The sequence below is a fragment of the Aquabacterium sp. OR-4 genome (assembly GCF_025290835.2).
Lineage (GTDB): Bacteria > Pseudomonadota > Gammaproteobacteria > Burkholderiales > Burkholderiaceae_C > Pseudaquabacterium.
Genome location: NZ_JAOCQD020000001.1, coordinates 1,140,799 through 1,167,721 on the forward strand (window position 1 = coordinate 1,140,799; position 26,923 = coordinate 1,167,721).

Below are 26,923 nucleotides of genomic sequence, written 5' to 3' on the forward strand. Positions count from 1 at the left end.
AGTGTGCGCCATGGGCAGGCGCCGGCGCGCATTCTATGAACCGTTGCGTGACGGCCCGGCGCGGCCCGCCCGATGCCCCAAACCACGAAGTTCGTGCGTCAGGGATAATCAGCGCTTGATGACCGAAACCACCGCCAGCGCCGATCCGGCGCAATCTCCGGCACACACGGCCGACCCAGCCGCCGCCGACACCGCGCCCCAGCGCTTCGAAACCCTCGCGCTCGACGCCAAGCTGCTGCGCGCCGTGGCCGATTCGGGCTACACGGCGATGACGCCGATCCAGGCCAAGGCGATCCCCATCGTGCTGGCCGGCCGCGACGTGATGGGCGCGGCCCAGACCGGCACCGGCAAGACGGCTGCCTTCACGCTGCCGCTGCTGCAGCGCATGATGAAGCACGAGAACGCCTCGATGTCGCCCGCCCGGCACCCGGTGCGTGCGCTGGTGCTGGCGCCCACGCGCGAGCTGGCCGACCAGGTGGCCAACAACGTCAAGGCCTACGCCAAGCACACGCATCTGCGCTCGGCCGTGGTGTTTGGCGGCATCGACATGAAGCCGCAGACCGCCGAGCTGAAGAAGGGTGTGGAGGTGCTGATCGCCACGCCGGGCCGCCTGCTCGACCACATCGAGGCCAAGAACGCGGTGCTCAACCAGGTCGAGTACGTGGTGCTCGACGAGGCCGACCGCATGCTCGACATCGGCTTCCTGCCCGATCTGCAGCGCATCCTGAGCTACCTGCCCAAGGGCAACCGCCAGACCCTGCTGTTCTCGGCCACGTTCTCGCCCGAGATCAAGAAACTGGCCAACAGCTACCTGCAAGACCCGATCCTGGTGGAAGTGGCGCGGCCCAATGCCACCGCCTCCACGGTGGAGCAGCGCTTTTACAGCGTGGGTGAGGACGACAAGCGTGCCGCCGTGCGCCAGATGCTGCGCGTGCGCAAGATCACCCAGGCCATCGTGTTCGTCAACAGCAAGCTGGGCGCCGCGCGCCTGGCGCGCTCGTTCGAGCGCGACGGCCTGCGCACCCAGGCCCTGCATGGCGACAAGAGCCAGGATGAGCGCCTGAAGGCGCTGGCCGCGTTCAAGGCCGGTGAGGTGGATGTGCTGGTGGCCACCGATGTGGCGGCCCGCGGTCTCGACATCGCCGACCTGCCGGCGGTGTTCAACTTCGACGTGCCCTTCAACGCCGAAGACTATGTGCACCGCATCGGCCGCACCGGCCGCGCGGGTGCCTCGGGCCTGGCCGTCACGCTGGTGGATCGCGATGACAGTCGTCTGGTGGCCGACATCGAGAAGCTGATCAAGAAGAAGATCGACCTCGAGCCCTTCGAGCTCGAGGACGACCGGCCGCGCCGCCCGATGCGTGAACGCGAGTTCGAGCGTGATCGCGCGCCGCGCGCCGAAGGTGCCGAGCGCGAAGAGCGCGCCCCGCGCTACGACGCTGATCGGCCACGCCGCTCGGCCACTGCGCCGGTGGGCTATGCGCCGCCGCCGCGCGCGCCGTCCGATCCGCTGTTTGATCGGCCCTATGAGCCCGCGGCCGAAACCGCCGACGCGCCGAGCTGGGATCGCAAGGACGCAGCACCGGTGCGCAACGCCATCTCGCCCAGCATCCGGCCCAAGCGCAAGGTGGCGTCGCTGCTGGGCGGCGGCAAGGCCTGAAGGCCGCAGGGGCGCGCCGGCAGGGCGGGTCAGTCGGCAGCCTGGGGCTGGCAGGCCTGTGCGCCGGCTTGGGCCACTGGGCTCAAGCGCCCAGCCAGGCAAACACCGCCGGCAGGCGGTCGCCCAGCGCATCGCCCGGGCCGGTCTTGCGCCACTGCGCCACGCTCATCGTGCGGCAGCGCGCGGCGGGCAGGGTCAGGCCGCTGGCCACGGCCAGACGCGTGGTGGGCTGCAGGTGCTCGATCAAGGCGGCCAGCAGCGCATCGTTGCGGTAGGGCGTCTCGATGGCCAGCTGCGTCTGCTGCTGCCGGCGTGACAGGGTTTCGAGTTCGCGGATGCGCGCCGCGCGCGCCGGGCTGTCCACCGGCAGATAGCCCACAAAGGCAAATTGCTGCCCGTTGAGCCCGCTGGCCGCCAGGGCCAGCAGCAGCGCACTGGGGCCCACCAGGGGTTCGACCACGATGCCTTGCTCGTGCGCGGCCAGCACCAGGGCGGCACCGGGGTCGGCCACGGCCGGCATGCCGGCTTCCGAGATCAGGCCGATGTCATGCCCGTTGCGGGCCGGGGCCAGCAGCGGCGCCATGTCGGGCGCGGCAGCCGGCCGGCCGGCGCCCTTGGGCGGGCGCGGCAGCTCGGTGATGTCGATCTGCTGCAGCGGCCGCGCCAGCGGCACGATGGCGTCCACGCGCTTGAGGAAGGCGCGCGCCGTCTTGGCGTTTTCGGCCACCCAGTGCGGCAGGCTGGCGGCGCGCTCGATCACCGCCGATGGCAGCAGGGCGTGCAGGCCGACCTCGCTGCCGGTGCCCAGGTCCAGCGCATTGGGCATCAGCACCAGGCGGCCCCTCGGCGTGCCAGGCGGGGGCGGGTTCAGCGTGCCCATGCCAGGGGCTCCAGGCCGGCGGCGCGCAGCAGCGCGCAGGTGTGGATCAGAGGCAGGCCGATCAAGGCCGTGGGGTCGTCGGACTCGATGGCGCCCAGCAGCGCAATGCCCAGCGTCTCGCACTTGGCGCTGCCGGCGCAGTCATACGGCTGCTCCAGCCGCAGGTAGTGATCCAGCAGCGCATCGCTGTGCTGGCCAAACCGCACCTGCACGGTGGCCATGGCCTGGCCGGTGTGGCCGGTGGCCGGGCGCACCACCGCCACGGCGGTGTGGAACAGCACGGCGCGGCCGCGCATCGCGTGCAGTTGCGCCAGGGCACGCGCATGCGTGCCGGGCTTGCCCAGCGGCTCGCCGTCCAGGTCGGCCACCTGGTCCGAGCCGATCACGATGGCATCGGGGTGCCGCGCGGCCACCGCGCGTGCCTTGGCCAGCGCCAGCCGGGTGGCCATGTCGGCCGGGCTCTCGGCGGGCAGGCGGCCCTCGTCCACTGCCGGATCGGCGCATTCGAAGGGCAGGCGCAGGCGGCCCAGCAGCTCGCGCCGGTAGCGTGAGGTGGAGCCGAGCACCAGGCGCGGCGCGGCGCTGGCTGCCGGTGCCGCGGTGGGCGCATTGGAGGGCATGGACATGCCGGCAATTCTCACATCGCGCCGTACACTGGCCGCGATGAAACGCCAGCACGATCCCCTGCGCCTGGATGTGGCCGCCTTTGCAGCCGATGGTGGTGCGCTGGCCGGGCAGTGGCCCGGCGATTCGCTCGTGCGTCTGGCTGAAAGCCAGTCGCCGCCCCAGGATGTGCCCTTGGGGGAGGTGCGCTGGCAAGTGCAGGGCGAGCGCCGTGCCGTGGCCGGTGGTGAGGCCGAGCTCTGGCTGGCCTTGTCGGCCGACACCCGGGTGTGGCTGAGCTGCCAGCGCTGCCTGCAGCCCTTCGAGGTGCCGCTGGCGCTGGCGCGCCGCATCCGCTTCGTGCGGGGCGAGGCGCAGGCCGAGGCACTGGACGCCGAGATCGACGACGACGTGCTGGCGCTCAGCCGCTCGATCGATCTGCGCGAGCTGGTTGAAGACGAATTGCTGCTGGCCCTGCCGCTGGTGCCGCGCCACAGCCAGTGCCCGATGCCCTTGCCGATGGCGGCTGACGCTGCGTCGGCCGACGATGCCCCGGCCGAGCGCGCCAATCCGTTTGCGGTGCTGCAGTCGCTCAAGACCGACCGCGGCGCCAGCTGATGGCTTGATTTCTTCAGGCCGTGGTATAGTCGCGGGCTTTCCCTTGCGGAACTGGGCCATTTGGCCTGGGGTGTCCGCGAGTGGTTGATCGCCAAGCCCGCCAATCGCTTCACGCGCCGCCAAGCCGTCAGGGTTTCAAGCGCCGAAAAGCACCAACCGCCCAACGTGCGTCTGCATTCCACGGATTGCGCGCTGCATTCATCGCATGAGGGTTGCGTCGTTTTGGCGCCAACCGTCCCTCATCCGATCAGGAGAACCTCATGGCCGTTCAACAGAACAAGAAGTCGCCTTCCAAGCGCGGCATGCACCGCTCGCACAACGCGCTGGTGACCCCGGGTACCGGCATCGAGCCGACCACCGGCGAGGTGCATCTGCGCCACCACATCAGCCCGACCGGTTTCTACCGCGGCCGCAAGGTGCTCAAGACCAAGACCGAGGCCTGATCCAGGCCTGCTCGGCGGATCGAGGCGCTCTGCTGCCCATGCCGCTGATCGCTGCGCGAGGCCAGGCCCGCGCGGCCCGACTTGCCGCCCCCGCTTGCTGCGGGTTCCGATGCCCGGCTTCGCCCTGTGCGCTGCCGGGCGTCGTCGTTGCTGTGGCCGGCCTGTCACGGGCCTGGCGCGCAAAGCGGCTACCCTTGGCGCCGCCCGGTGCCTGTGGCGCCAGTGCGGTGTCTGGGCTGGTGCCAGCGCCGCACGCCGGGTGCCGGCACCGTGTGTGCCCTGCCTTTCGATTGACCGCCCTTGACGTCGCCCGTTTCCCCGATGCTGCAGCCCCTTGCCCGTGTGCGTCTCGCCATCGATTGCATGGGCGGCGACCATGGCCCGTCGGTCACGCTGCCGGCCTGCCGCGCGTTTCTCGACAGCCACCCGCAGGCCGAGCTGGTGCTGGTGGGCACGGCCGAGGCCCTGGCGCCCGCCGCCGGCTGGCCGCGCTGCACCCGGGTGGTGGCCACCGAGGTGGTGGCCATGGATGATGCGGTCGAGGTGGCGTTGCGCCGCAAGCGCGACTCGTCGATGCGCGTGGCCATCGGCCAGCTCAAGGCTGGCGATGACGGGGCCAGCACAGCCGATGCCTGCGTGTCGGCCGGCAATACCGGGGCCTTGATGGCCGTGGCGCGCTACGTGCTCAAGACCTTCGACGGCATCGACCGGCCGGCCATTGCCGCCATGCTGCCCAACCAGAAGGGTGGCTTCACCAAGGTGCTCGACCTCGGCGCCAATGTCGATTGCAGTGCCGAGCACCTGCTGCAATTCGCGGTGATGGGCAGTGCGCTGGTGAGTGCGCTCGACGATGGCAACGAGCAGCCCACCGTGGGCCTGCTCAACATCGGTGAAGAGGTCATCAAGGGCAGCGAGGTGATCAAGCGCGCCGGTGAGTTGCTGCGCGCCGCCGATGCCGCCGGGCAGATCAACTTCCACGGCAACATCGAAGGCAACGACATCTTCAAGGGCACCACCGACCTGGTGGTGTGCGACGGCTTCGTCGGCAATGTGCTGCTCAAGACCAGCGAAGGCCTGGCCGGCATGCTGTCGCTGATGATCAAGCAGGAGTTCACCCGCTCGCCGATCACCAAGCTGGCGGCGCTGGTGGCCTTGCCGGTGCTCAACCGGTTCAAGGCCCGCATCGACCACCGCCGCTACAGCGGTGGCGCGCTGCTGGGCCTGCGTGGCCTGGTGTTCAAGGCGCATGGGTCGTCGGATGCCTACGCCTTCGAGCGCGCCATGGCGCGGGCGTATGATGCGGCGCGCAACCGACTGCTCGACCGCGTGCACCAACGCATCCGCAACACGCTGGCCACGGCCGCGGCGGATGTGCCGGTGGCCCGCACCGAGCCGCCCGCCAAAGCCGCATGACGACACCGCATTCCGCCAGCCCCGCCCGTTATTCACGCATCGCTGGCACCGGCAGCCACCTGCCGCCGCGCCGCCTCACCAACGCCATGCTGGCCGCCCAGCTGGCCGAGCGTGGCGTCGAGACCTCCGATGACTGGATCGTTGAACGCACCGGCATCCGTGCCCGCCATTTTGTCGACGAGGGCGTCAACGCCAGCGACCTGGCCGTGCAGGCCGCACGCCATGCACTCGAGGCCGCTGGCTGCGCCGCGGCCGACATCGACCTGATCATCGTTGCCACGTCCACGCCGGACATGGTGTTCCCGTCCACCGCCTGCATCGTGCAGCACAAGCTCGGCATCGCCGGCTGTCCGGCCTTTGATCTGCAAGCCGTGTGCTCGGGCTTCGTCTATGCGCTGACGGTGGCCGATTCGATGATCCGCACCGGCGCCGCCACGCGGGCCTTGGTGATCGGCGCCGAGGTGTTTTCGCGCATCCTCGATTTCAACGACCGCGGCACCTGCGTGCTGTTCGGCGATGGCGCCGGCGCGGTGGTGCTCGAGGCCAGCGGCACGCCGGGCATCCTGGCCAGTGATCTGCATGCCGATGGCAAGCACGTGGGCATCCTGTGCGTGCCGGGCACGGTGTCGGGCGGGCAGGTGCTGGGTGATCCGCTGCTCAAGATGGACGGCCAGGCCGTGTTCAAGCTGGCCGTGGGTGTGCTCGAGCAGGCGGCACGCGCCACGCTCGAGAAGGCTGGCCGCAGCGAGTCCGACATCGACTGGCTGATCCCGCACCAGGCCAACATCCGCATCATGCAGGGCACGGCCAAGCGGCTGAAGCTGCCGCTCGAGAAGCTGATCGTCACCGTCGATCAGCATGGCAACACCTCGGCCGCGTCGATCCCGCTGGCCCTGGACACCGCGGTGCGCGCCGGCAAGGTGCGGCGCGGCGACACGCTGATGCTCGAGGGCGTGGGCGGCGGCTTTACCTGGGGCGCCGTGCTGCTCGATTTCTGACCGGCGGCGCGTCGCTGGCGCAGCCGCCCATTCCTGTCACCCATCGTCCGGAGACTCCCATCCGATGACCCCGTTCGCCTTCGTTTTTCCCGGCCAGGGTTCGCAATCCGTCGGCATGCTCGATGCCTGGGGCGATCACCCGGCCGTGCGCGCCACGCTCGAAGAAGCCTCGACGGCCCTGGGCGAAGACATCGCCGCGCTGATCGCGCAAGGCCCGCAGGAGCAGCTGGCCCTCACCACCAACACCCAGCCGGTGATGCTGACCGCCGGCATCGCCTGCTACCGCGCCTGGCTGGCCGAAGGCGGCGCGCTGCCCGCAGCCGTGGCCGGTCATTCGCTGGGCGAGTACACCGCGCTGGTGGCCGCCGGTGCGCTGAGCCTGGCCGATGCGCTGCCGCTGGTGCGCTTTCGCGCCCAGGCCATGCAGGATGCCGTGCCGGTGGGGCAGGGCGCCATGGCCGCCATCCTGGGGCTGGATGCCGACAAGGTGCGCGAGGGCTGCGCGCTCGCCGCGGCTGAGAGCGGCCAGCCGGTGGAGGCGGTGAACTTCAACGATCCCAAGCAGACGGTCATCGCCGGCAGCAAGGACGGCGTGGCCAAGGGCTGCGAGCTGCTGAAGGGCCTGGGCGCCAAGCGGGCGCTGCCGCTGCCGGTGTCGGCACCCTTCCACTCCAGCCTGATGAAGCCGGCGGCCGAGCGCCTGAAGGAGCGGCTGGCCGGGGTGGCGATCGCCGCGCCGCAGATCCCGGTGGTGAACAACATCGACGTGGCCGTGGTGGCCGATGCCCAGGCCATCCGCGATGCGCTGTACCGTCAGGCCTTCGGCCCGGTGCGCTGGGTGGAAGTGGTGCAGGCGCTGCGCGCGCGCGGCCTCACCCACATTCTTGAATGCGGCCCGGGCAAGGTGCTGGCCGGCATGGTCAAGCGCATCGACGGCGAGGCCGTGGCCACCACGGTATTCGACCCCGCCTCGCTGGCCGAGGCCAAGACCCTGCTGGCTGGAGCCTGAGCCATGAGCGACGACAAGAAGATTGCCCTGGTCACCGGCGCCACGCGCGGCATCGGCCGTGCCATCGCGGCCGCGCTGGCCGCGCAAGGCCACACGGTGATCGGCACCGCCACCAGCGAGTCGGGCGCCGCCAGCATCCAGCAGGCGCTCGAGCCGCTGGGCGGCCGTGGCGTGGTGCTCAACGTCACCGATGCAGCCGCCACCGATGCGGCCTTCGACGCCATCGTCAAGGAGTTCGGCGCGCTGCACGTGCTGGTCAACAACGCCGGCATCACCCGCGACAACCTGGCCATGCGCCTGAAGGACGACGACTGGGATGCGGTGCTCGACACCAACCTGAAGGCGGTGTTCCGCCTGTCGCGCGCGGCCATCCGGCCGATGATGAAGCAGCGCTTTGGCCGCATCATCAACATCACCTCGGTGGTGGGGGCGTCGGGCAACGCCGGCCAGGTGAACTACGCCGCCGCCAAGGCCGGCCTGGCCGGCATGAGCCGCGCCCTGGCGCGTGAGCTCGGCAGCCGCAACATCACGGTCAACTGTGTCGCCCCCGGCTTCATCGCCACCGACATGACCGATGTGCTGCCCGAAGCGCAGAAGGCCGCGCTGCTGGGCCAGATCCCGCTGGGCCGCCTGGGCACGCCCGAGGAGATTGCGCACACGGTGGCCTTCCTGGCCAGCCCGCTGGCCGGCTACATCACCGGCGCCGAGCTGCATGTCAACGGCGGCATGTACATGGTCTGAGACCCAGACAACGAGCTATTTTCCTCGCCGGTCATCCAGACCCGACCGGCGCGGCGCGGGGCAGGCCATCTAGAGAGCTCGCTCCAGCGCCGGTAGAATCCTGGGCTGGTTTGTGCATTTTTACTCCTGGAGGAGTCATGAGCGATATCGAAGCACGCGTCAAGAAGATCATTGCCGAGCAACTTGGCGTGCCGGAGTCGGACGTCACCAACGAGAAGGCCTTCGTGGCCGATCTGGGCGCTGACTCGCTGGACACGGTCGAACTGGTGATGGCCCTCGAAGACGAGTTCGGCATCGAGATTCCCGATGAGGAAGCCGAGAAGATCACCACGGTGCAACTGGCGATCGACTACGCCGTCAAGCACCAGAAGGCCTGATACCCAGTACACATGAGCCGTCGTCGCGTCGTCATCACCGGTCTGGGGTTGATCACCCCGGTGGGCAACTCCGTGTCCGAAGCCTGGGCCAATCTGGTCGCGGGCCGCTCGGGCATCGACAACGTCACCCGTTTCGATGCCTCGGCGCTGTCCTGCCGTTTTGCGGGTGAGGTCAAGGGCTTCAAGGTCGAGGAGTGGATCCCCGGCAAGGAGTCCCGTCACATGGACACCTTCATCCACTACGGCATGGCGGCGGCGATCCAGGCGGTGCAAGACTCCGGTCTGCCTGTCAACGACGCGCTCTCCGAAGAGGCGGCCGAGCGCATCGGCTGCATCGTCGGCTCGGGCATCGGTGGCCTGCCCAACATCGAAGACTCGCACAAGGACTACATGGAACGCGGCCCGCGCCGCATCTCCCCGTTCTTTGTGCCGGCCTCGATCATCAACATGATCTCGGGCCACATCTCGATCCGCTTCGGCTTTACCGGGCCGAACCTGGCCATCGTGACGGCCTGCACCACCGGCCTGCACTGCATCGGCGAAGCGGGTCGTCTGATCGAATACGGCGATGCCGACGTGATGATTGCCGGCGGCGCCGAAAGCACGGTGTCGCCGCTGGGTCTGGGCGGTTTTGCGGCAGCGCGTGCGCTGTCGGGCCGCAACGACGACCCCAAGACCGCCTCGCGACCCTGGGACAAGGATCGCGACGGCTTCGTGCTCGGCGAGGGCGCCGGCGTGATGGTGCTCGAGGAGTACGAGCACGCCAAGAAGCGCGGCGCCAAGATCTACGCCGAGCTGTCCGGTTTTGGCATGGGCGCCGACGCGTACCACATGACCGCACCGAACGTCGATGGTCCCAAGCGCAGCATGAAGGCGGCGCTGCGCAATGCCGGCATCAATGCCGACGAGGTGCAGTACCTCAATGCACACGGCACCTCCACGCCGCTGGGCGACCTGAACGAGACCAATGCCATCAAGCTGGCCTTTGGTGACCATGCCAAGCGCCTGGTGGTCAATTCCACCAAGAGCATGACCGGTCACCTGCTGGGCGGCGCTGGTGGCATCGAAAGCGTGTTCACCACGCTGGCGCTGCACCACCAGGTGTCGCCGCCCACGATCAACATCTTCAACCAGGATCCCGAGTGCGACCTGGACTACTGCGCCAATACCGCGCGCGAGATGAAGATCGACGTGGCCGTGAAGAACAACTTCGGTTTCGGCGGCACCAACGGCACGCTGGTACTGCGCCGCGTGTGACGCCCACCGGCGCTTGCGATGCGCGCCGCCCCTGCCGTCGAAGCCCCGCTGGCCGATGGACGCACCGAGCGTGCGGCCATCGTGCTGCTGCACCTGATCGCAGCCGGGGCATTGATCGCCTGGGCCGCCACCTGGCGCAGCGCATGGCAGGCGCAGCTGTCCGGGCCCGATGCCGGCCGCTGGTGGCCGGCCCTGGCCGCGGCGGCCTGGCTGCTGGGCGCTGCGTGGCTGGGTCGCTGGCAAGCCTGCCGCTGCCTGCCCGGCACGGCGCAAGGGCTGGGCTGGACGGGCCAATACTGGACCTGCCTGATGAGCGGTGTGCCCGCCCAGGCCTCAACGCCGCTGCCGGTGCACCGTCTGGCAAGCGTGGCCGTGCAACTCGACCTGGGCCCGTGGCTGCTGCTGCGCCTGCGGCCCCTGGCCGCGCACCCGCCGGTCTGCTGGGCCGTGGCCCGGCGGGCGGCCGCCGGCAGCCATTGGCATGGCCTGCGCGTGGCGCTGCAGCACCACGCCGTGCTGCAGCCGGTGCCCGAGGGCCGGGTCGGGCCCGGCCTGCTGTGATGCCTGCGGCGGACGCGCGGTCATGAACCCCAACGACGTCGATGGCCCGCTGGTCGAGCGCGCGCGCGTGGGCGACACGGCGGCCTTCGAGATGCTGGTGGTCAAGTACCAGCGCCGCATCGAGCGCCTGATCGCGCGCATGGTGCGCGACACCGACCTGGTGCAGGACATCGCGCAGGAAACCTTCATCCGCGCCTACCGCGCGATGCCGCAGTTTCGTGGCGAGAGCGCGTTCTACACCTGGCTCTACCGCATCGCGGTCAACACCGCCAAGAAGGCCCTGGTGGAGCTGCGGCGTGATCCCGTGCTCACCGAATCGGCCATGGCCGGTGCGCATGACGACGACGATGAAACTTCCCGCGGTGCACCCGAACTAAGCAATGGCGAAACCCCCGAGGCCCTGCTGGCCAGCAAAGAAATCGCCCAGACAGTGAACGCCGCGATCGAAGCCTTGTCAGAGGATCTGCGCCAGGCCATCACGCTGCGCGAGATCGAAGGATTGAGCTACGAAGAGATTGCCGCCCTGATGAACTGCCCGATCGGTACCGTGCGTTCGCGCATCTTCCGCGCGCGCGAATCGATCGCGCAGCGCCTGCGGCCCCTGCTGGGCACGCGCGATGGCGAACGGTGGTGAGCGGTGGTGGGCAGTGCGGAAGGCGGTCAATGCGGCGCAGCGCACGGCATCGAGCGGTCACGGGGCAGGCCCGGGCAGCGAACTGGAGTTGAACGAGGACCATGGTGAGCAATTCGGATTCGTCGAACGCGCAGCGTGAAACCCTGTCCTCGCTGATGGACGGCGAGCTGCCGCCCGAGGGCGTGCGCGCGCCCTGCAGCCGCTGGCGCGCCGATGCGCAGGCGCGCGATGCCTGGCACACCTACCACCTGATCGGCGACGTGCTGCGCTCCGAGGATCTGGCCAGCACGCCGCAGCGCGACGAGGCCTTTCTGCAGCGCCTGCGCGAGCGTCTGGCCACCGAGCCGGTGCCGATGGCGCCCTTGCCGGCCGCGCGTGAGCCGGCCGTGGCGGTGGCTGCCGTGCCGGCCGCCGCCGCACTGGCGGCGACGGTGCCGCAGCGCCGAGCCGCCTCGCGCCGCTTTGCGCCGATGGCCGTGGCCGCAGGCGTGGTGGTGGTGGCCGGTGTGGTGGGTGTGATGCGGGCGGTCAGTCCGCTGGGGCCTCTGGAGCCGGGCCTCATGGCCACGGCCACCAGCGTGGGCCCGGGCCTGGCGGCGTCGGTGCCGGGTGGCAGCGTGCCGATGACGATGGTGCGCGATGCGCGGCTGGACCGCTACATCGCCACCCATCGCAAGCTGGCCAACGGCTTCGTTGCGCCCGACCACGACGGCGCTCCGGTGGCCGTGGTCTACGAGTCGCGGTGACAGTGCGCCGCTTGGGTGCCCATGGCGGCGTAGCTCGCCAGGGCCTGGCTGCAGGCCTGGGCCTGGCCGTGCTGTGCTGGCCGCTGCTGCCGGTGGCGCAAACCGCGGTGTCGCGCGTGGCGCCGCAGTCGGTGCCCACGGCAACCGCCATCGACGAGGCGCTGCAATGGCTCAGCCGCGCCCAGCAGGCCGTGGCGCAGCGCAGCTACCAGGGCACGCTCACCTTCACCGCCGGCGGGGTGGTGTCCAGCTCGCGCGTGCTGCATGTGTGCGATGCCCGCCAGCGCGTCGAGCGCATCGAGGTGCTCGACGGCAAGCCGCGCCTGCAGTTCCGCCACAACGAGCAGATGCTCACCCTGTGGCCGGCCACCCGGCTGGCGGTGGCCGAGCAGGACGATCCGGTGAGCGAGTTTCCGGCCCTGCCACGCATGGCCGGGCAGCGGGTGCTCGAGCAGTACGAGCTGCGCGCGATGGGCGCAGACCGCGTGGCCGGCCACGACGCCCAGGTGCTGATGTTCAAGCCCCGCGACGAATGGCGTTTTGCGCAGCGGTTGTGGGCCGAGCGCGAAACCGGCCTGCTGCTGCGTGCCGATCTGCTGGGCCGCAATGGCGAGGTGCTTGAGTCCACCGCCTTCAGCGATCTGCGCATCGGCGGGCGCCTGTCGGCCGAGCCGGTGCTGGCCGCGATGCGCAAGCTCGAGGGCTACCGTGTGGTGCAGGCCCCGGCGGTCAAGACCGAGCCCGAGGTCGAGGGCTGGCGCATCGCCCGCGCGGTGCCGGGTTTCCAGCTGGTCTCGTGCACGCGGCGCTCGCTCGATCTGGCCGAGCGCGAAACGGTGGAGCCGGTGATGCAGGCGGTGTTCTCCGATGGCCTGGCGCAGGTGTCGGTGTTCATCGAGCGCTTCGATGCGCAGCGTCACCGCCAGCCCATGCGCAGCCTGATGGGCGCCACGCAAACGCTCACCAGCCGCCGCGGCGACTGGTGGTTCACCGTGGTCGGCGAGGTGCCGCTGGCCACGGCGCAGCAGTTCGAGATGTTGTTCGAGCGCCGACGTTGATCGTCGGCCCGTTGGTGGTGTGAGACGAGGTGACCTGATGTCGATGATGGAGTTCTCGCTGTCCCGCGCAAGCCGTGCCGCTGTGGCGCTGGCGGCTGCGCTGATGCTGGCCGTGCCGGCTGTGGCCCAGGTGCGAGCAGCGCCGGTGGCGGCCGGCGCAACGCTGCCCGATTTCACCGAGCTGGTCGAGAAGGTGGGCCCGTCGGTGGTGGGCATCCGTACGCTCGAGCGTGCCAATGGCCGCAGTGGCCAGAGCGGCATGGACCCGAGCATGGAGGAGTTCTTCCGCCGCTTCGGCATTCCGATGCCCGGCAATCCCAACAACCCGGGTGGCCGCGGCACCACGCCGCGTGGCGGCAACGCCGAAGAAGAGCCGCAGCAGCGCGGTGTGGGCTCGGGCTTCGTGCTCAGCGCCGATGGCTTCATCATGACCAACGCGCATGTGGTCGATGGCGCCGACGAGTTGATCGTCACGCTCACCGACAAGCGCGAGTTCAAGGCCAAGGTCATCGGCCTGGACAAGCGCACCGATGTGGCCGTGGTCAAGATCGACGCCACCGGTCTGCCGGCGGTGAAGCTGGGCGATGTCGGCAAGCTCAAGGTCGGTGAATGGGTGCTGGCCATCGGCTCGCCCTTCGGCCTGGAGAACACGGTCACGGCCGGCATCGTCAGCGCCAAGGCGCGCGACACCGGCGACTACCTGCCCTTCATCCAGACCGACGTGGCCATCAACCCCGGCAACTCGGGCGGTCCGCTGATCAACATGCGTGGCGAGGTGGTGGGCATCAACAGCCAGATCTACAGCCGCTCGGGCGGCTTCATGGGCATCTCGTTCGCGATCCCGATCGACGAGGCCGGCCGCGTGGCCGACCAGCTGCGGGCGCAGGGGCGGGTGATCCGCGGCCGCATCGGCGTGAGCATTGCGCCGGTGACCAAGGACGTGGCCGAGTCGATCGGCCTGGGCAAGCCAGCCGGCGCGCTGGTGCGCAGCGTCGAAGGCGGTGGACCGGCCGAGAAGGCCGGGCTCGAGGCGGGCGACATCATCACCAAGGTCGATGGCAAGGCGGTCGAGAAGTCGGGCGACCTGCCGCGCATCGTCGGTGCCACCCGGCCGGGCAGCAAGGCGGTGCTGCAGGTGTTCCGCCGCGGCGGCTACCGCGACATCACGGTCACGGTGGCCGAGTTCGAGCCCGATGCGCCCACGCGGGTCGCGACCCAGGAGGCGCCGGCGGCGCCGGCCCGCTCGGCGCTGGGCCTTACCGTCACCGAGCTCACCGAGGCCCAGCGCCGCGAGCTCAAGCTCAAGCAGGGCGTGCGGGTCGAGGCGGTGGACGGTGCGGCCGCACGCGCCGGCCTGCGCGAGGGCGATGTGGTGCTGGCGCTCGACAACGTCGAGATCAGCGACGTCAAGCAGTTCCTCGCGGTGGCCACCAAGGCCGAGAAGGCGCGCGCCATCAGCGTGATGGTGCGGCGCGGCGAGTGGGTCAACTACCTGGTCATCCGGCCGACCCGCTGATCCGGCCGGGGGCTCAAAAAACCTGGGCATCCGACTGCGCTGGCGGGTCTTTCCGCATCACGGCAGGGCGGCTGGATGAACCCCCAGGCCGCGCACCGGCCCGCGGCCAGCCGTTTCTGCCGGTGTGACAGGTGCTGAAGTTGGTTGTCGCTAACTTACTTGGGCCGCCGCCGTGGATTGTGCTGGCCGGCAGTTAGAATTCAGGGGTTCGCCACGGGTTTGCATGCGCTTCGCGCGCGCAGTGAACGGTGGTTGAAGCACTCGGCGTTGTGCCGCCGAGACTGTGGATAAGCTGTGGATGAGTTTTCTTTGTTGGCCACCCGCAACGGCCGGAAATCCAGCATTGGCGCGGTTTCCAGCGCGGTCGATTTGGCTACAATGAAGGCCCAACAAGCAGTTGCCAAACATTTGTTGGAAGGCGCGTCTCCTCTTGGACGTGCCTTTTTTTTATGTCCCGGCGGGCCTGCGCGAGGCTTTGCCGACACCCCCGGTCCGAATGCGATGCCGCGCGGCTTGTCGCGCATCCGGTGACGGGGCGCTGACTGTTCCCATGGACCACATCCGAAACTTTTCCATCATCGCCCACATCGACCACGGCAAGTCGACGCTGGCCGATCGCCTGATCCACCGCTGTGGCGGCTTGTCCGATCGCGAGATGGAAGCGCAGGTGCTCGACTCGATGGACATCGAGCGCGAGCGTGGCATCACCATCAAGGCCCAGACGGCGGCGCTGCAGTACAAGGCGGCGGACGGCAAGGTCTACAACCTCAACCTGATCGACACCCCCGGCCACGTCGACTTCTCGTACGAGGTGAGTCGCAGCTTGAGCGCCTGCGAAGGCGCGCTGCTGGTGGTGGACGCCAGCCAGGGCGTCGAGGCGCAGACGGTGGCCAACTGCTACACCGCGCTCGACCTCGGCGTCGAGGTGGTGCCGGTGCTCAACAAGATGGATCTGCCGCAGGCCGATCCCGAGAACGCCAAGTCCGAGATCGAGGACGTGATCGGCATCGATGCCACCGATGCCATCCCCTGCTCGGCCAAGACCGGCCTGGGCATCGACGAGATCCTCGAGGCGGTGATCGCGCGCATTCCGCCGCCCAAGGGCGATGCCGGCGGCCCGCCGCGCGCCATGATCATCGACAGCTGGTTCGACAACTACGTGGGCGTGGTGATGCTGGTGCGCGTGGTCGATGGCGTGCTGCGCAAGGCCGACCGCATCCGCATGATGGCCACCAATGCCGTCTACCCGCTCGAGCACCTGGGCGTGTTCACGCCCAAGAGCGAGCCGCGTGATGCGCTGCATGCCGGCGAGGTGGGCTTTCTGATCGCCGGCATCAAGGAGCTGCAGGCGGCCAAGGTGGGCGACACGGTCACGCTCGAGAAGAAGCTGCCCAACAACGCCGGTCCGGCGGCCGAGGCGCTGCCCGGCTTCAAGGAGATCCAGCCCCAGGTGTTTGCCGGGCTGTATCCCACCGAGGCCAGCGAGTACGACTCGCTGCGCGACGCGCTTGAGAAGCTCAAGCTCAACGACTCGAGCCTGCGCTACGAGCCCGAGGTGAGCCAGGCGCTGGGCTTCGGCTTTCGCTGCGGCTTTCTCGGCTTGCTGCACATGGAGATCGTGCAGGAGCGGCTCGAACGCGAGTTCGACCAGGATCTGGTCACCACCGCGCCCAGCGTGGTCTACCAGGTCGAGCTCAACGACGGCGAGGTGATCGACGTCGAGAATCCCAGCAAGATGCCCGACCTGGGTCGCATCCGCGAGATCCGCGAGCCCATCGTCACCGTGCACCTGTACATGCCGCAAGACAGCGTGGGCCCGGTCATGACCCTGGCCAACCAGAAGCGCGGCGTGCAGCTGAACATGGCCTACCACGGCAAGCAGGTGATGCTCACCTATGAGCTGCCGCTGGCCGAGATCGTGCTGGACTTCTTCGACAAGCTCAAATCCGTGTCGCGCGGCTACGCCAGCATGGACTACGAGTTCAAGGAGTACCGCGCTGCCGATGTGGTGAAGGTCGACATCCTGATCAACGGCGACCGTGTCGACCCGCTGGCGATGATCGTGCACCGCGCGCAAAGCCAGTACCGCGGCCGCGCCGTGGCGGCCAAGATGCGCGAACAGATCCCGCGCCAGATGTACGACGTGGCCATCCAGGCGGCCATCGGCGCCAACATCATTGCGCGCGAGAACATCAAGGCCCTGCGCAAGAACGTGCTGGCAAAATGCTATGGCGGCGACATCTCCCGCAAGCGCAAGCTGCTCGAGAAGCAGAAGGCGGGCAAGAAGCGCATGAAGCAGATCGGCTCGGTCGAGGTCCCGCAGGAGGCCTTCCTGGCCATCCTGCAGGTGGACGATTAATTCCCGGCCCGATACGGCGCCCGATGCATCCATGATGAGCACCCTCACTGCCGTGTTGTACGGCGCACTGGCCGTCTACCTTGGTGGTTGGTACCTCGGTCACTGGATCGGCAATTTCTCGCTGCTGCTCTTCGTCCTGACCGTGTTCACGCTCGGCTACTGGCTGGCCGAGCACTGGCGCTTTGCGCCGGCGCGCCAGCGGGCGGCCGACACGCTGGCTTCGGGCGATGCCCAGCGCCGCGCCGAGCTGCAGAAGATGGGCATCGCCAAGGTCGACGGCGATGTCAGCGAGGCCCGCGAGAAGCTGCTGATGCAGCCCTGGTGGATCGACTGGACCGCCGGGCTGTTTCCGGTGATCCTGATCGTGTTCGTGCTGCGCTCGTTTCTCTTCGAGCCGTTCAAGATTCCGTCGGGCTCGATGATCCCCACGCTGCTGGTCGGCGACCTGATCCTGGTGAACAAGTTTCACTATGGCGTGCGCCTGCCGGTGATCAACAAGAAGATCATCGCCAACAACGACCCGCAGCGCGGCGACGTGATGGTGTTCCGCTACCCGGTGGACAAGCGCATCGACTACATCAAGCGCGTGGTGGGCGTGCCGGGCGACGAGGTCACCTACAGCGCCCAGCGCCTCACCGTGAACGGCAAGCCGGTGCCGCTGACCGCCAAGGGCGACTTCTACGACGAGGACAGCATGCGCTATGCGCCCGAGTTCTCCGAGCAGCTGGGCGCCGTCACGCACAACATCCTGGTCGACCCGAAGCGCAGCTCGATCTACCAGCCGATGGAGTCGTTCGAAAAGTTCCGTGACAACTGTCGCTACACCGCCGAAGGTGTCACCTGCAAGGTGCCGGCCGGCCACTACTTCATGATGGGCGACAACCGCGACAATTCGCAGGATTCGCGCTACTGGGGTTTTGTGCCCGACGAGAACATCGTCGGCCGCGCCTTCGTGGTGTGGATGAACTTCGGCAACCTGCGCCGCATCGGCAGCTTCAACTGAAGCCCTTCGCGGCGCCCACCGTCACCTGGCCAGGCCCATGATGCAACGCGTCCGCACTGCCACCCCCACCCGAGGCCTCACGCTGATCGGCCTGCTCAGCTGGGCCATCGTGGTGGGCTTCGCCGGTTATGTGCTGGTGCATGCGCTGCCCACGGTGACCGAGTTCTATGCCATCCAGCGCGCGGTCGACCGCGTGGCGGTCGGCCAGTCCACCACGGTGGCCGGCATCCGCGCCGCCTTCGACAAGCAGAAGAACGTCGACCAGACCATTTCATCGATCTCGGGCAGCGACCTCGACATCACCAAGCAGAACGACAAGGTGGTGATCAGCTTCGCCTACGAGAAGGAGATCGAGCTGGTCGGTCCCGTGTTCCTGCTGCTCAAGTACCGCGGCCAGTCGAAGTGAGGCGCGGCGCCCGGGCGCCACGCTGAGAAGTCCTCGACTGCCGCCTTGCCCCGCCGCGCCGGCAGCGCACCAGCGCCATGCCGTCGCGGTGATGTACCCGACACTGTTTCCGGCTTCCTGAGCCCACCGGTCGCCAGCCTGGCGCCGGCCTGCTACCCTTTCTGCCATGGAACCCCGCCTCGACTCGCTGCAGCAACGCCTGGGCCATCGCTTTGCCGATGGCCGTCTGCTGTCGCGCGCGCTCACCCATCGCAGCCACGGTGCCGACCACAACGAGCGGCTCGAGTTTCTGGGCGATGCGGTGCTGAACCTGGCCGTGTCCACCCTGCTGTACGAGCGCTTCTCGGGCTCGGACGAGGGTGACCTGACCCGCGTGCGCGCACACCTGGTGCGCGAGGACAGCCTGCACCGCGTGGCGCTGATGCTCGGCCTGCCCGAGGTGCTGCGCCTGTCGGACGGCGAGGCGCGGGGCGGTGGCGCGCAGCGGCCCTCGATCCTGGCCGATGCGGTGGAGGCGCTGATCGGTGCCACCTACCTCGACGGCGGCTTCGAGCCCGCGCAGGCCCTGGTGCGGCTGCTGTTTGGCGAGCTGATCGCCGGCACCGAGGCCGACAACTGGAGCAAGGACGCCAAGACCGAGCTGCAGGAGTGGCTGCAGGCGCGGCGCCTGCCGGTGCCGGCCTACCGCATCGTGGCCACGCGCGGCCAGGCGCATGCGCAGACCTTCGAGGTCGAGTGCGCCGTGCCCGCGCTGGGCCTGGCCGAGCCGGGCGAGGGCCGCTCGCGCCGCACCGCCGAGCAAGAAGCCGCGCGCCGCATGCTGGCGCGCCTGCGCGCCAGCGACAAGCCCGGCGGCCCGCTGCGGGTTTGAGCCGCGCCGCCCGGCCTCGCCCACCACCGCCGAGCCAGACGCTGGCGCCCGCCCTCCACGACATGCCCCCCATGACCCTGCCCGACCACTCTTCCGCGGCCGATGCCGACACGCCCGACGGCACCAACCCGGCCGATGCCCAGGGCCAGCGCTGCGGCCTGATCGCGATCGTCGGCCGCCCCAACGTGGGCAAGAGCACGCTGCTCAACGCCCTGGTGGGGCAGAAGATCAGCATCACCTCGCGCAAGGCGCAAACTACGCGCCACCGCATCACCGGCATCCGCACGCTCGAGCAGACGCAGTTCGTGTTCGTCGACACGCCCGGTTTCCAGACCAAGGAGACGCGTGGCCGTGCGGTGCTCAACCGCAGCCTCAACCGCACGGTGCAGGGCGTGCTGGCCGATGTGGACGTGGTGCTGTTCCTGGTCGAGGCCGGCCGCTTCAGCCTCGATGACGCCAAGGTGCTGGCCCTGCTGCAGGGCGGTGGCGTGAAGGACAAGCCGGCCATCCTGGTGGCCAACAAGCTCGACGCGGTGCAGCGCCGCACCGACATCCTGCCCTGGCTCAAGACCATGCAGGAGCGCCACACCTTTGCCGAGTTCGTGCCCATGTCGGCCACCAAGGCGGCCGATGTCGAGCGCCTGTTCCGCATCGTCTCGCCCTACCTGCCCGAGCAGCCCTGGCTGTACGAGGAAGATGCGCTCACCGACCGCAGCGACCGCTTCATGGCCGCCGAGCTGATCCGCGAGAAGCTGTTCCGCCTGACCGGCGACGAGCTGCCCTACAGCTCCACCGTGGTGATCGACAAGTACGAGGAAGAAGAAGGCCCGGTGCGGCCGCTGCACCGCATTGCCGCCACCATCGTGGTCGAGCGCGACGCGCACAAGGGCATGGTCATCGGCGATGGCGGCGAGCGCCTCAAGCGCATCGGCAGCGAGGCCCGGCAAGAGCTCGAGCAGCTCACCGGTGCCAAGGTGTTTCTGGAGCTGTGGGTCAAGGTGCGCTCGGGCTGGGCCGACAGCGAGGAGCATCTGCGCTCCTACGGCTACGAGTGAAACCGCATGGATCTGCCTGCTGCGCCCACCGATCTCAGGCCTGCGCTGCTCGCCGTACGGGTGTACGGCTGCGCTGCTCGGCCTGACCTCGGCGCGCTCGCGACGGCATCTCCACGCGGTCTCCGTGCTCCGTTGTGAGTCGGTTCTCGGCCCAGCATGCTTTTGTCCTGCACCAGTGGGACTGGAGCGAGACCAGCCTGATCCTCGACCTGTTCACCCGTGAGCAGGGCCGCGTGGCGGTGGTGGCCAAGGGCGCCAAGCGGCCCTATTCGCAGCTGCGGCCGGTGTTGATGCCCTTTCAGCGGGTGCAGGTCACGCTGGGCCGCAGCAAGGCCGACAAGGCGGGTGAGGGCGGTGGCGGGGCGGGGGTCAGTGCCGGCGCCGGTGGCGAGGGCGGCGAGATCGTCACGCTGCGGGCGGCCGAATACGCCGGCGCCGGCCGCGTGCTGCCGCCGGGCCAGCTGATTGCCGGCTTCTACCTGAACGAGCTGCTGCAAAAGCTGCTGGCCCGCGACGATGCCCACGAGCCGGTGTTCGACGCCTATGCCGACACGCTGCAGGCCCTGGCCGCCGCGGCCCACGACGAGGCCGCCGCGCAGGCCGCGCTGCGCGCCTTCGAGCTGCTGCTGCTGCGCGAGATCGGCGTGCTGCCCGGCCTGGAGCTCGACACCGCCACGCAGGATCTGCTGAAGCCCGGCCGCCGCTACCGCCTGCTGCCCGAAACCGGCCTGGTGCGCGCCGGCAACGACGAGCCGGCCGCGATGGACGGCGCGATCTGGCTGGCGCTGGAGGCCGCGCTGGGCGCGCAGGCGCTGGGGGCGCTGCGCCTGGCCTGCGGCACGGCACTGGCGGCGCTGCGGCCGCAGCTGCGGGCCCAGCTTCACTATCATCTGGGCTCGCCGCAGCTGCGCACCCGGCAGATGATGCTGGAGGTGCGCCGCCTGCTTGACGGTCCGGGCGCCGCGCCGGTGGTGTCGCCGCTGACGCTGGCCGAGCCCGCCCCGCCTTCCCTCACCCCCCGGTCATCGCCATGAATCCCCTGGTCGCCCCCGAGCCCGGTCGCCACGACGGCCGCACCGCGCTGTCGGTCAACGTCAACAAGATCGCGTTGCTGCGCAACACGCGGCATCTGGGCATCCCCGACGTGGTGGCGCTGTCGCGCATTGCGCTCGAGGCCGGCGCCCAGGGCATCACGGTGCATCCGCGGCCCGACGAGCGCCACATCCGCGCCCACGATGTGCACGAGCTGGCCACGCTGATGCGCCAGTGGCCGCAGGCCGAGTACAACCTCGAGGGCAATCCGTTCCACAACCTGATGGACTTCATCCGCGTGGTGAAGCCGCAGCAGGCCACCTTCGTGCCCGACAGCGTCGACCAGTTCACCAGCGACCACGGCTGGCGCTTTCCGCAGGATCTGGCGCGTCTGCAGCCGCTGGTGGCCGAGTGCCAGGCGCTGGGCGTGCGGGTGAGCCTGTTCATGGACCCCGATGCCGCGCTGATGGCCGGTGCCGCTGCCACCGGCGCCGAGCGGGTGGAGCTCTATACCGAAACCTACGCGGCCGCGCATGGCACGCCGCGCCAGGCCGAGGTGCTGGCGCAGTTTGCCGCCGCCGCCGCCGCGGCCCAGGCCGCCGGCCTGGCCGTGAACGCCGGCCACGACCTGAACCGCGCCAACCTCACCGACTTTCTGCGCGCCGTGCCCGGCGTGGCCGAGGTGTCGATCGGCCATGCGCTGATGGCCGATGCGCTGGCGCTCGGCCTGGCCGAGACGGTGCGCGACTACCAGCGCTGCATCCAGCGCAGCCTGACGCTGTGATCCACGGCATCGGCACCGACATCTGCGACATCCGCCGCCTGCGCGCCACCTTCGAGCGTCGCGGCGAGCGCTTTGCCGAACGGGTGCTTGGCGAGCGCGAGCTGGCGGTCTGGCGCGCGCGCCGTGCCCGGGCCGAGGTGCGCGGCGTGGCCTACCTGGCCACCCGCTTCTCGGCCAAGGAGGCCTTCTCCAAGGCCATCGGCCTGGGCATGCGCATGCCCATGAGCTGGCGCGCCTGCGAGATCCTCAACCACCCCAGCGGCCAGCCCTACATCCGGCTGGATGGCGCGCTGGCCCAGTGGTTCCAGGCGCGCGGCCTGCGCGCCCATGTCACCGTCACCGACGAGACCGACTACGCCGCCAGCTTTGTGGTGGTTGAGCGTGACGGGCCCGCTGTTTCTGAACCGTTCCCGAACCCCGGCGCCTGAGCGCGCCGCCAAGACACCTCCATGACCGAATCGACCCTGGGCCATGCCCCCGTGGTGCTGGACATTGCCGGCACCGAACTCAACGCCGACGACCGCCGCCGCCTGCAGCACCCGTTGACCGGCGGCCTGATCCTGTTTGCGCGCAACTGGGCCAGCCGCGCCCAGCTCACCGCGCTGACGGCCGAGATCAAGGCCATCCGTCCCGATGTGCTGGTGTGTGTTGACCATGAAGGCGGCCGCGTGCAGCGCTTTCGCAGCGACGGCTTCACCCACCTGCCGGCCATGCGCGTGCTGGGCGAGCTGTGGATGCAGGACGCGCTGCGCGCCACCGATGCCGCCACGGCCGCGGGTTATGTGCTGGGCGCCGAGCTGCGCGCCTGCGGCGTGGACCTGAGCTTCACGCCGGTGCTGGATCTCGACCATGGCCCCAGCGGCGTGATCGGCGACCGCGCCTTCCACCGCGATGCGCGCGTGGTCACCATGCTGGCCAAGAGCCTGATGCATGGCCTGCTGCAATCGGGCATGGCCAACTGCGGCAAGCACTTCCCCGGCCACGGCTTCGTGGCGGCCGACAGCCACACCGAGGTGCCGGTGGACAAGCGCGCGCTGCGCGCCATCCTGGCCGACGACGCCATGCCCTACGACTGGCTGTCCACCAGCCTGACCAGCGTGATGCCGGCGCATGTGATCTACCCCAAGGTCGACAAGCTGCCGGCCGGCTTCTCGCCGCGCTGGCTGCAGGACATCCTGCGCGGCCGCCTGGGCTTCCAGGGCGCGATCTTCAGCGACGACCTCAGCATGGAAGGCGCCAAGGTGGCCGGCAGTGCGGTGGATGGCGCCATCGCCGCGCTGGCCGCCGGCTGCGACCTGGTGCTGCTGTGCAACCAGAGCCTGGTGGACGGTGGCAAGCCGGTGGATGCGCTGCTCGACGGCCTGATGAGCGCACGCCGCAAGAAGCGCTGGCAGGCGCAGGGCGCCAGCGAGGCGCGCCGCCTCGACCTGCTGCCGCTGAGCCCGCCGCTGCCCTGGGACGAGCTGATGCACCAGCCGCAGTACCAGCACGCGCTGGCGCGCCTGCCCTGAAGCACCGCGGCGCCTGGCGCGCCCGGGGCTCACTTCGCGCCCACCGCGCCCATCGCGCCCGCTGCCCCGCTACCGCGGCAGCACGTTCATCACGGCCAGCAGCAGCAGCGCCGCCAGCCACACGGTTTCGGCCAGCAGCAGCGCAAAGGGCCGCCACCCGGTCTGCAGCAGGTCCTGGAACGAGGTCTTGATGCCCAGTGCGGCCATGGCCAGCACCAGGCAGTCGCGCGCCAGCTCGCCCAGCGCCGGCAGGCTGGCCGCCGGGATGAGCTGCAGCGACTGCAGCAGCACCAGCGCCATGAACAGCCACAGAAACCACGGCACCAGCGCCCAGGGCCGCGGGCGCGCGGCGGGCCGATCGGTCGCCGCCGCGGTGTGCCCGCAGGCGGCGGATGCGGCCAGCACCACCAGCGCCAGCAGCGACACGCGAAACAGCTTCACCACCGTGGCGGTGTCGCCGGTGGCCGGGCCCAGCAGATAGCCAGCGGCCACCACCTGCGCCACGTCGTGGATCGAGCCACCGAGAAACACGCCGGCCTGGGCCGGTGTCAGCTGCAGCGCATGCGCCAGCAGCGGGTAGATCAGCATCGCCAGGGTGGAGAAGGCCGTCACGGTGACCACCACCAGCACGGTGAAGCGCTCCTGCTCGCGGCTGCGCGGCAGCACCGCCGCGATGGCCAGCGCGGCCGAAGCGCCGCAGATGGCCGTGGCCCCGCCCGACAGCAGGCCCTGGGCCGTGCCCAGGCCCAGGCGGTGTGCCAGGGCAATGCCCAGCAGCACGGTGCTGACGACGCAGGCCACCAGCCACAGCGCCGTGGCCCAGCCCAGCCCGGCAATCTGCGCCAGCGTGATGCGCGCGCCCAGCAGGGCCACGCCCAGGCGCAGCACGAGGCCGGTGCACAGCTCCACGCCCGGACGGATGCGGGCATCGGCCAGCAGGAAGTGAAAGGCCACGCCCAACAGCAGCGCATACAGCAGCTGCGGGCCGCCATGCTGGCGCGAGATCAGGCTGGCGGCCATCGCGATCACCGCGCACAGCAGCACGCCGGGCCAGTGCCGGGCCAGCGTGGCGTGGCCGCGCCGCCAGGCGCCGTGCCCGTTCATGGCGGCTGCGCCGGCCTCACAGGCCGCCCAGTTGCCGCAGGTAGGCCCAGGGGTAGATGCCGCGGCCGTGGCCGTCGCTGAACTGCAGGTTCAGGCCCATCGTGCCCACGGTGTCGATCTGCACCAGGCGCAGCTGCGCATTGGCGGCCGTCGGGCCCAGGCCCTGGCGCCGCTGCTGTTCGCAGCCGGCGCAGCGGCAGCGCTCGCGCAGCAGCGGGTGGCCCAGGCGGCTGACCTGGCCGTCGGACCAGCGGATCTCGAGCACGCCACCGAGCCGGTGGTCGGTGAGGGCTTCGGGCGCGGCAGGCGTCATGGGATGGGCATCATCCGGGCAGTACAAAGGCCCTAGCAGATCTGCTGCACACCGGCCGGGCCCACCTCGGTGGCAAAGCCCTGCAGGCCACCGTCGTCGAGCTCATGGCCCATGGCCACCAGGCTCTCCTCGCGGATCAGGTTGCGCAGCTTGTGCAGGATCTGGGTGAACTCGACCGACGACATCATCTCGGCCGTGCGCGGGCGCGGCAGCGCGATCGGCAGCTCGGCCTTGATGCGGCCGGGCCGGGCGGTCATCACGTAGACCCGGTCGCTGAGGAAGATGGCTTCCTCGATGTCGTGGGTGATGAACAGCACCGACAGGCGGAACTTCTGCCACATGTTGGTGAGGATCTGCTGCATCACCACGCGCGTCTGCGCGTCCAGCGCACCGAAGGGCTCGTCCATCAGCAGCACCTGCGGGCTGGTGGCCAGCGCACGCACGATGCCCACACGCTGCTTCATGCCGCCGCTGAGCTGGTCGGGGTAGTGGTTCTCGAACGCCAGCAGGCCGGCCAGGCCCAGCAGGGTGCGCGCCGTCTGGGCGCGCTTGCTGGCGGTCACGCCCTGCATCTTCAGGCCGAACTCGACGTTCTTGCGCACGCTCATCCACGGAAACAGCGAGTACTGCTGGAACACCACGCCGCGCTCGGGCCCCGGCGCCGTGATGGCCACGCCGTCCAGCAGCACCTGGCCTGCGCTGGGGGTGGTGAAACCGGCCACCACGTTGAGCAGCGTGCTCTTGCCGCAGCCCGAAGGGCCGATGATCGAGACGAACTCGCCTGGCGCCACCTGCAGATCCACCGCCTGCACCGCATCCACCCGGCCGGCACCCTGGCCGAAGCTCATCGACAGCTGCCGCAGCACGATGTGGCCATGCGCGGTGCCAGCGCCGGTGGCCAGCGCATCGGTGCCTGCGGAGGCGGGGCCGTCAGGGGCGCGGGCGCCGCTCATGCCTGGCTCCCGGGCTTGCTGTACACCAGCCAGGGCAGGGCCCAGCGGCTGGCGGCGCGGATCAGCCAGCTGCAGCCCAGGCCCAGCACGCCGATGGTGATCATGCCCAGCACGATGTCGGCGTACGAGATCAGCGAGTAGGCCTCCCAGGTGAAGTAGCCCACACCGAACTGGCCCGAGATCATCTCGGCGGCGATCAGCGACACCCAGGCCACGCCCATGCCCACCGCCAGGCCGGTGAAGACCTGCGGCGCCGCGCCCGGCAGCACCACATGCCACATCAGCTGCGGCTCGCGGGCGCCCAGGCACTGGCCGGCGCGCAGCAGCACCGCGTCCACCGCCTGCACGCCGGCCACGGTGTTGAGCAGGATCGGGAAAAACGCGCCGATGAAGGTGATGAAGACGATGCTCACCTCGTTGTCGGGCCACAGCATGATGGAGATGGGCACCCAGGCAATGGCCGGGATCGGCCGCAGCGCCTCGATGGCCGGAAACATCAGCTGGCGCAGCAGCTTGTAGCGGCCGATGGCCAGGCCCAGGCCCACGCCCAGCAGGCTGGCCACCGCAAAGCCGATGGCGATACGGCGCAGGCTCATGCCCACGTTGTGCATGAACTTGGTGCTGTCCATCGCCTTGCCCAGCTGCTGGGCCACCTCCAGCGGCGTGGGCAGGTTGGTGAAGCGGATGTAGAAATCCCAGCGGTAGGTGGTGGCCAGGTGCCAGATCAGCAGCAGCGTGCCCAGCGAGCAGGCACCCAGCAGCAGCGCCAGGGCCTGGCTGCGCAGCAGCTGCAGTGCGCGCCGCGGGCCGCTGCTGCGGCCGCCCCCGGTGGGGTCAGCGGCCCGTGGCGTGCCGGGACGGCCCGGCGGCACGGCGGCCAGCTGGGGCGTGCCCAACGCGGCGGCGGCTGCCGTGGCAGGCCGTGCAGCAGCCGGGGCTTCGGCCGGAACGATGCGCAGGGGGATGGGCGACATGGCAGCAGCACTCCACAACGACGGACGGGACTTGAACTCTCGGC

General features: G+C 69.7%; 29 protein-coding genes and 1 pseudogene. 24 read left to right on the forward strand and 6 right to left on the reverse strand.

The window, feature by feature from the left end; genetic code table 11:
• The first annotated feature begins 118 nt into the window (after window positions 1-118).
• Entirely contained in the window at window positions 119-1,660 is a 1,542-nt protein-coding gene (locus N4G63_RS04840) for a DEAD/DEAH box helicase (RefSeq protein WP_260790429.1), read from the forward strand.
• A gap of 82 nt (window positions 1,661-1,742) precedes the next feature.
• Here N4G63_RS04840 and N4G63_RS04845 read toward each other — a convergent pair whose 3' ends face one another.
• On the reverse strand, window positions 1,743-2,540 hold the full coding sequence (locus N4G63_RS04845; protein ID WP_260790430.1) for an SAM-dependent methyltransferase: 798 nt from the start codon (window positions 2,538-2,540) through the stop codon (window positions 1,743-1,745).
• Window positions 2,528-3,166, reverse strand: coding sequence for a Maf family nucleotide pyrophosphatase (locus N4G63_RS04850; RefSeq protein ID WP_443112004.1), 639 nt, complete (start codon window positions 3,164-3,166; stop codon window positions 2,528-2,530). The genes N4G63_RS04845 and N4G63_RS04850 overlap by 13 nt, the downstream gene beginning before the upstream one ends.
• A gap of 37 nt (window positions 3,167-3,203) precedes the next feature.
• Between N4G63_RS04850 and N4G63_RS04855 the strand changes: the two genes are divergently transcribed.
• From N4G63_RS04855 to nagZ, 23 genes and pseudogenes are all read left to right on the forward strand, one after another.
• Window positions 3,204-3,761 (forward strand): YceD family protein, encoded by a 558-nt coding sequence (locus N4G63_RS04855; protein ID WP_260790431.1) that lies wholly within the window; start codon window positions 3,204-3,206, stop codon window positions 3,759-3,761.
• Window positions 3,762-4,021: 260 nt separating this feature from the next.
• Window positions 4,022-4,204 carry a 50S ribosomal protein L32 gene (gene rpmF, locus N4G63_RS04860; protein WP_260790432.1) on the forward strand — a complete coding sequence of 61 codons (183 nt, stop codon included), beginning with the start codon at window positions 4,022-4,024 and terminating at the stop codon, window positions 4,202-4,204.
• 321 nt (window positions 4,205-4,525) lie between these two features.
• Window positions 4,526-5,617, forward strand: a complete 1,092-nt coding sequence (gene plsX, locus N4G63_RS04865; protein ID WP_260790433.1) for a phosphate acyltransferase PlsX — start codon at window positions 4,526-4,528, stop codon at window positions 5,615-5,617.
• The gene (locus N4G63_RS04870; RefSeq protein ID WP_260790434.1) at window positions 5,614-6,615 is read left to right on the forward strand and encodes a beta-ketoacyl-ACP synthase III; all 1,002 of its coding nucleotides are present in this window, start codon (window positions 5,614-5,616) and stop codon (window positions 6,613-6,615) included. The genes plsX and N4G63_RS04870 overlap by 4 nt, the downstream gene beginning before the upstream one ends.
• Before the next feature lie 64 nt (window positions 6,616-6,679).
• Window positions 6,680-7,624, forward strand: coding sequence for an ACP S-malonyltransferase (fabD, locus tag N4G63_RS04875; protein WP_260790435.1), 945 nt, complete (start codon window positions 6,680-6,682; stop codon window positions 7,622-7,624).
• A gap of 3 nt (window positions 7,625-7,627) precedes the next feature.
• Window positions 7,628-8,365 carry a 3-oxoacyl-ACP reductase FabG gene (gene fabG / locus N4G63_RS04880; RefSeq protein WP_260790436.1) on the forward strand — a complete coding sequence of 246 codons (738 nt, stop codon included), beginning with the start codon at window positions 7,628-7,630 and terminating at the stop codon, window positions 8,363-8,365.
• A gap of 137 nt (window positions 8,366-8,502) precedes the next feature.
• Window positions 8,503-8,742 carry an acyl carrier protein gene (gene acpP, locus N4G63_RS04885; RefSeq protein ID WP_195796395.1) on the forward strand — a complete coding sequence of 80 codons (240 nt, stop codon included), beginning with the start codon at window positions 8,503-8,505 and terminating at the stop codon, window positions 8,740-8,742.
• Between the two features lie 12 nt (window positions 8,743-8,754).
• Window positions 8,755-9,999 carry a beta-ketoacyl-ACP synthase II gene (fabF, locus tag N4G63_RS04890; RefSeq protein WP_260790437.1) on the forward strand — a complete coding sequence of 415 codons (1,245 nt, stop codon included), beginning with the start codon at window positions 8,755-8,757 and terminating at the stop codon, window positions 9,997-9,999.
• Window positions 10,000-10,017: 18 nt separating this feature from the next.
• Complete coding sequence (locus N4G63_RS04895; protein WP_260790438.1) at window positions 10,018-10,560, forward strand: hypothetical protein; 543 nt, start codon at window positions 10,018-10,020, stop codon at window positions 10,558-10,560.
• A gap of 22 nt (window positions 10,561-10,582) precedes the next feature.
• Window positions 10,583-11,194 (forward strand): RNA polymerase sigma factor RpoE, encoded by a 612-nt coding sequence (gene rpoE, locus N4G63_RS04900; protein WP_260790439.1) that lies wholly within the window; start codon window positions 10,583-10,585, stop codon window positions 11,192-11,194.
• A gap of 101 nt (window positions 11,195-11,295) precedes the next feature.
• Window positions 11,296-11,940, forward strand: coding sequence for a sigma-E factor negative regulatory protein (locus tag N4G63_RS04905; RefSeq protein WP_314599408.1), 645 nt, complete (start codon window positions 11,296-11,298; stop codon window positions 11,938-11,940).
• The gene (locus N4G63_RS04910) at window positions 11,937-12,998 is read left to right on the forward strand and encodes a MucB/RseB family sigma factor regulatory protein (protein WP_260790441.1); all 1,062 of its coding nucleotides are present in this window, start codon (window positions 11,937-11,939) and stop codon (window positions 12,996-12,998) included. Before N4G63_RS04905 ends, N4G63_RS04910 begins: the two co-directional genes overlap by 4 nt.
• Window positions 12,999-13,035: 37 nt before the next feature.
• Window positions 13,036-14,514 carry a DegQ family serine endoprotease gene (locus N4G63_RS04915; protein WP_314599409.1) on the forward strand — a complete coding sequence of 493 codons (1,479 nt, stop codon included), beginning with the start codon at window positions 13,036-13,038 and terminating at the stop codon, window positions 14,512-14,514.
• A gap of 294 nt (window positions 14,515-14,808) precedes the next feature.
• A complete protein-coding gene (locus tag N4G63_RS04920) occupies window positions 14,809-15,045 on the forward strand; it encodes a hypothetical protein (protein ID WP_314599410.1) in 237 nt (78 codons plus the stop codon).
• A 19-nt stretch (window positions 15,046-15,064) separates the two neighbouring features.
• On the forward strand, window positions 15,065-16,873 hold the full coding sequence (gene lepA, locus N4G63_RS04925; protein ID WP_314599411.1) for a translation elongation factor 4: 1,809 nt from the start codon (window positions 15,065-15,067) through the stop codon (window positions 16,871-16,873).
• 34 nt (window positions 16,874-16,907) lie between these two features.
• On the forward strand, window positions 16,908-17,876 hold the full coding sequence (gene lepB, locus N4G63_RS04930; RefSeq protein WP_260790444.1) for a signal peptidase I: 969 nt from the start codon (window positions 16,908-16,910) through the stop codon (window positions 17,874-17,876).
• A gap of 40 nt (window positions 17,877-17,916) precedes the next feature.
• On the forward strand, window positions 17,917-18,282 hold the full coding sequence (locus tag N4G63_RS04935; RefSeq protein WP_314599412.1) for a DUF4845 domain-containing protein: 366 nt from the start codon (window positions 17,917-17,919) through the stop codon (window positions 18,280-18,282).
• A 166-nt stretch (window positions 18,283-18,448) separates the two neighbouring features.
• Window positions 18,449-19,153 carry a ribonuclease III gene (gene rnc, locus N4G63_RS04940; protein WP_260790446.1) on the forward strand — a complete coding sequence of 235 codons (705 nt, stop codon included), beginning with the start codon at window positions 18,449-18,451 and terminating at the stop codon, window positions 19,151-19,153.
• Window positions 19,154-19,224: 71 nt separating this feature from the next.
• Window positions 19,225-20,208 (forward strand): GTPase Era, encoded by a 984-nt coding sequence (gene era, locus N4G63_RS04945; protein ID WP_260790447.1) that lies wholly within the window; start codon window positions 19,225-19,227, stop codon window positions 20,206-20,208.
• Window positions 20,209-20,342: 134 nt separating this feature from the next.
• Window positions 20,343-21,152: pseudogene (gene recO, locus N4G63_RS04950) on the forward strand (DNA repair protein RecO); the annotation flags it as partial.
• Window positions 21,153-21,238: 86 nt separating this feature from the next.
• Window positions 21,239-22,024, forward strand: coding sequence for a pyridoxine 5'-phosphate synthase (locus N4G63_RS04955; protein ID WP_260790449.1), 786 nt, complete (start codon window positions 21,239-21,241; stop codon window positions 22,022-22,024).
• Window positions 22,021-22,452, forward strand: a complete 432-nt coding sequence (acpS, locus tag N4G63_RS04960; RefSeq protein WP_260790450.1) for a holo-ACP synthase — start codon at window positions 22,021-22,023, stop codon at window positions 22,450-22,452. The genes N4G63_RS04955 and acpS overlap by 4 nt, the downstream gene beginning before the upstream one ends.
• A 21-nt stretch (window positions 22,453-22,473) precedes the next feature.
• On the forward strand, window positions 22,474-23,535 hold the full coding sequence (nagZ, locus tag N4G63_RS04965; protein WP_260790451.1) for a beta-N-acetylhexosaminidase: 1,062 nt from the start codon (window positions 22,474-22,476) through the stop codon (window positions 23,533-23,535).
• 69 nt (window positions 23,536-23,604) lie between these two features.
• Here nagZ and N4G63_RS04970 read toward each other — a convergent pair whose 3' ends face one another.
• The 4 genes from N4G63_RS04970 to N4G63_RS04985 are packed head-to-tail and all read right to left on the reverse strand — an operon-like array spanning window position 23,605 to window position 26,879.
• Window positions 23,605-24,639, reverse strand: coding sequence for a YeiH family protein (locus N4G63_RS04970; RefSeq protein ID WP_260790452.1), 1,035 nt, complete (start codon window positions 24,637-24,639; stop codon window positions 23,605-23,607).
• Window positions 24,640-24,655: 16 nt separating this feature from the next.
• Window positions 24,656-24,952, reverse strand: a complete 297-nt coding sequence (locus N4G63_RS04975) for a DUF971 domain-containing protein (RefSeq protein WP_260790453.1) — start codon at window positions 24,950-24,952, stop codon at window positions 24,656-24,658.
• A gap of 32 nt (window positions 24,953-24,984) precedes the next feature.
• Complete coding sequence (locus N4G63_RS04980) at window positions 24,985-25,905, reverse strand: ABC transporter ATP-binding protein (RefSeq protein ID WP_260790454.1); 921 nt, start codon at window positions 25,903-25,905, stop codon at window positions 24,985-24,987.
• Window positions 25,902-26,879: an ABC transporter permease gene (locus N4G63_RS04985; RefSeq protein WP_260790455.1), complete on the reverse strand. Its 978-nt coding sequence runs from the start codon at window positions 26,877-26,879 to the stop codon at window positions 25,902-25,904. The genes N4G63_RS04980 and N4G63_RS04985 overlap by 4 nt, the downstream gene beginning before the upstream one ends.
• Window positions 26,880-26,923 lie beyond the last annotated feature (44 nt).

What these genes read in the sequence shown, in the direction of transcription:
- N4G63_RS04840 (WP_260790429.1), top strand. Translation starts at nt 119, where the DNA reads ATGACCGAAACCACCGCCAGCGCCGATCCGGCGCAATCTCCGGCACAC.
- N4G63_RS04845 (WP_260790430.1), bottom strand. Translation starts at nt 2,540, where the DNA reads ATGGGCACGCTGAACCCGCCCCCGCCTGGCACGCCGAGGGGCCGCCTG.
- N4G63_RS04850 (WP_443112004.1), bottom strand. Translation starts at nt 3,166, where the DNA reads ATGTCCATGCCCTCCAATGCGCCCACCGCGGCACCGGCAGCCAGCGCC.
- N4G63_RS04855 (WP_260790431.1), top strand. Translation starts at nt 3,204, where the DNA reads ATGAAACGCCAGCACGATCCCCTGCGCCTGGATGTGGCCGCCTTTGCA.
- rpmF (WP_260790432.1), top strand. Translation starts at nt 4,022, where the DNA reads ATGGCCGTTCAACAGAACAAGAAGTCGCCTTCCAAGCGCGGCATGCAC.
- plsX (WP_260790433.1), top strand. Translation starts at nt 4,526, where the DNA reads ATGCTGCAGCCCCTTGCCCGTGTGCGTCTCGCCATCGATTGCATGGGC.
- N4G63_RS04870 (WP_260790434.1), top strand. Translation starts at nt 5,614, where the DNA reads ATGACGACACCGCATTCCGCCAGCCCCGCCCGTTATTCACGCATCGCT.
- fabD (WP_260790435.1), top strand. Translation starts at nt 6,680, where the DNA reads ATGACCCCGTTCGCCTTCGTTTTTCCCGGCCAGGGTTCGCAATCCGTC.
- fabG (WP_260790436.1), top strand. Translation starts at nt 7,628, where the DNA reads ATGAGCGACGACAAGAAGATTGCCCTGGTCACCGGCGCCACGCGCGGC.
- acpP (WP_195796395.1), top strand. Translation starts at nt 8,503, where the DNA reads ATGAGCGATATCGAAGCACGCGTCAAGAAGATCATTGCCGAGCAACTT.
- fabF (WP_260790437.1), top strand. Translation starts at nt 8,755, where the DNA reads ATGAGCCGTCGTCGCGTCGTCATCACCGGTCTGGGGTTGATCACCCCG.
- N4G63_RS04895 (WP_260790438.1), top strand. Translation starts at nt 10,018, where the DNA reads ATGCGCGCCGCCCCTGCCGTCGAAGCCCCGCTGGCCGATGGACGCACC.
- rpoE (WP_260790439.1), top strand. Translation starts at nt 10,583, where the DNA reads ATGAACCCCAACGACGTCGATGGCCCGCTGGTCGAGCGCGCGCGCGTG.
- N4G63_RS04905 (WP_314599408.1), top strand. Translation starts at nt 11,296, where the DNA reads ATGGTGAGCAATTCGGATTCGTCGAACGCGCAGCGTGAAACCCTGTCC.
- N4G63_RS04915 (WP_314599409.1), top strand. Translation starts at nt 13,036, where the DNA reads ATGTCGATGATGGAGTTCTCGCTGTCCCGCGCAAGCCGTGCCGCTGTG.
- lepA (WP_314599411.1), top strand. Translation starts at nt 15,065, where the DNA reads ATGGACCACATCCGAAACTTTTCCATCATCGCCCACATCGACCACGGC.
- lepB (WP_260790444.1), top strand. Translation starts at nt 16,908, where the DNA reads ATGAGCACCCTCACTGCCGTGTTGTACGGCGCACTGGCCGTCTACCTT.
- N4G63_RS04935 (WP_314599412.1), top strand. Translation starts at nt 17,917, where the DNA reads ATGCAACGCGTCCGCACTGCCACCCCCACCCGAGGCCTCACGCTGATC.
- rnc (WP_260790446.1), top strand. Translation starts at nt 18,449, where the DNA reads ATGGAACCCCGCCTCGACTCGCTGCAGCAACGCCTGGGCCATCGCTTT.
- era (WP_260790447.1), top strand. Translation starts at nt 19,225, where the DNA reads ATGACCCTGCCCGACCACTCTTCCGCGGCCGATGCCGACACGCCCGAC.
- N4G63_RS04955 (WP_260790449.1), top strand. Translation starts at nt 21,239, where the DNA reads ATGAATCCCCTGGTCGCCCCCGAGCCCGGTCGCCACGACGGCCGCACC.
- nagZ (WP_260790451.1), top strand. Translation starts at nt 22,474, where the DNA reads ATGACCGAATCGACCCTGGGCCATGCCCCCGTGGTGCTGGACATTGCC.
- N4G63_RS04970 (WP_260790452.1), bottom strand. Translation starts at nt 24,639, where the DNA reads ATGAACGGGCACGGCGCCTGGCGGCGCGGCCACGCCACGCTGGCCCGG.
- N4G63_RS04975 (WP_260790453.1), bottom strand. Translation starts at nt 24,952, where the DNA reads ATGACGCCTGCCGCGCCCGAAGCCCTCACCGACCACCGGCTCGGTGGC.
- N4G63_RS04980 (WP_260790454.1), bottom strand. Translation starts at nt 25,905, where the DNA reads ATGAGCGGCGCCCGCGCCCCTGACGGCCCCGCCTCCGCAGGCACCGAT.
- N4G63_RS04985 (WP_260790455.1), bottom strand. Translation starts at nt 26,879, where the DNA reads ATGTCGCCCATCCCCCTGCGCATCGTTCCGGCCGAAGCCCCGGCTGCT.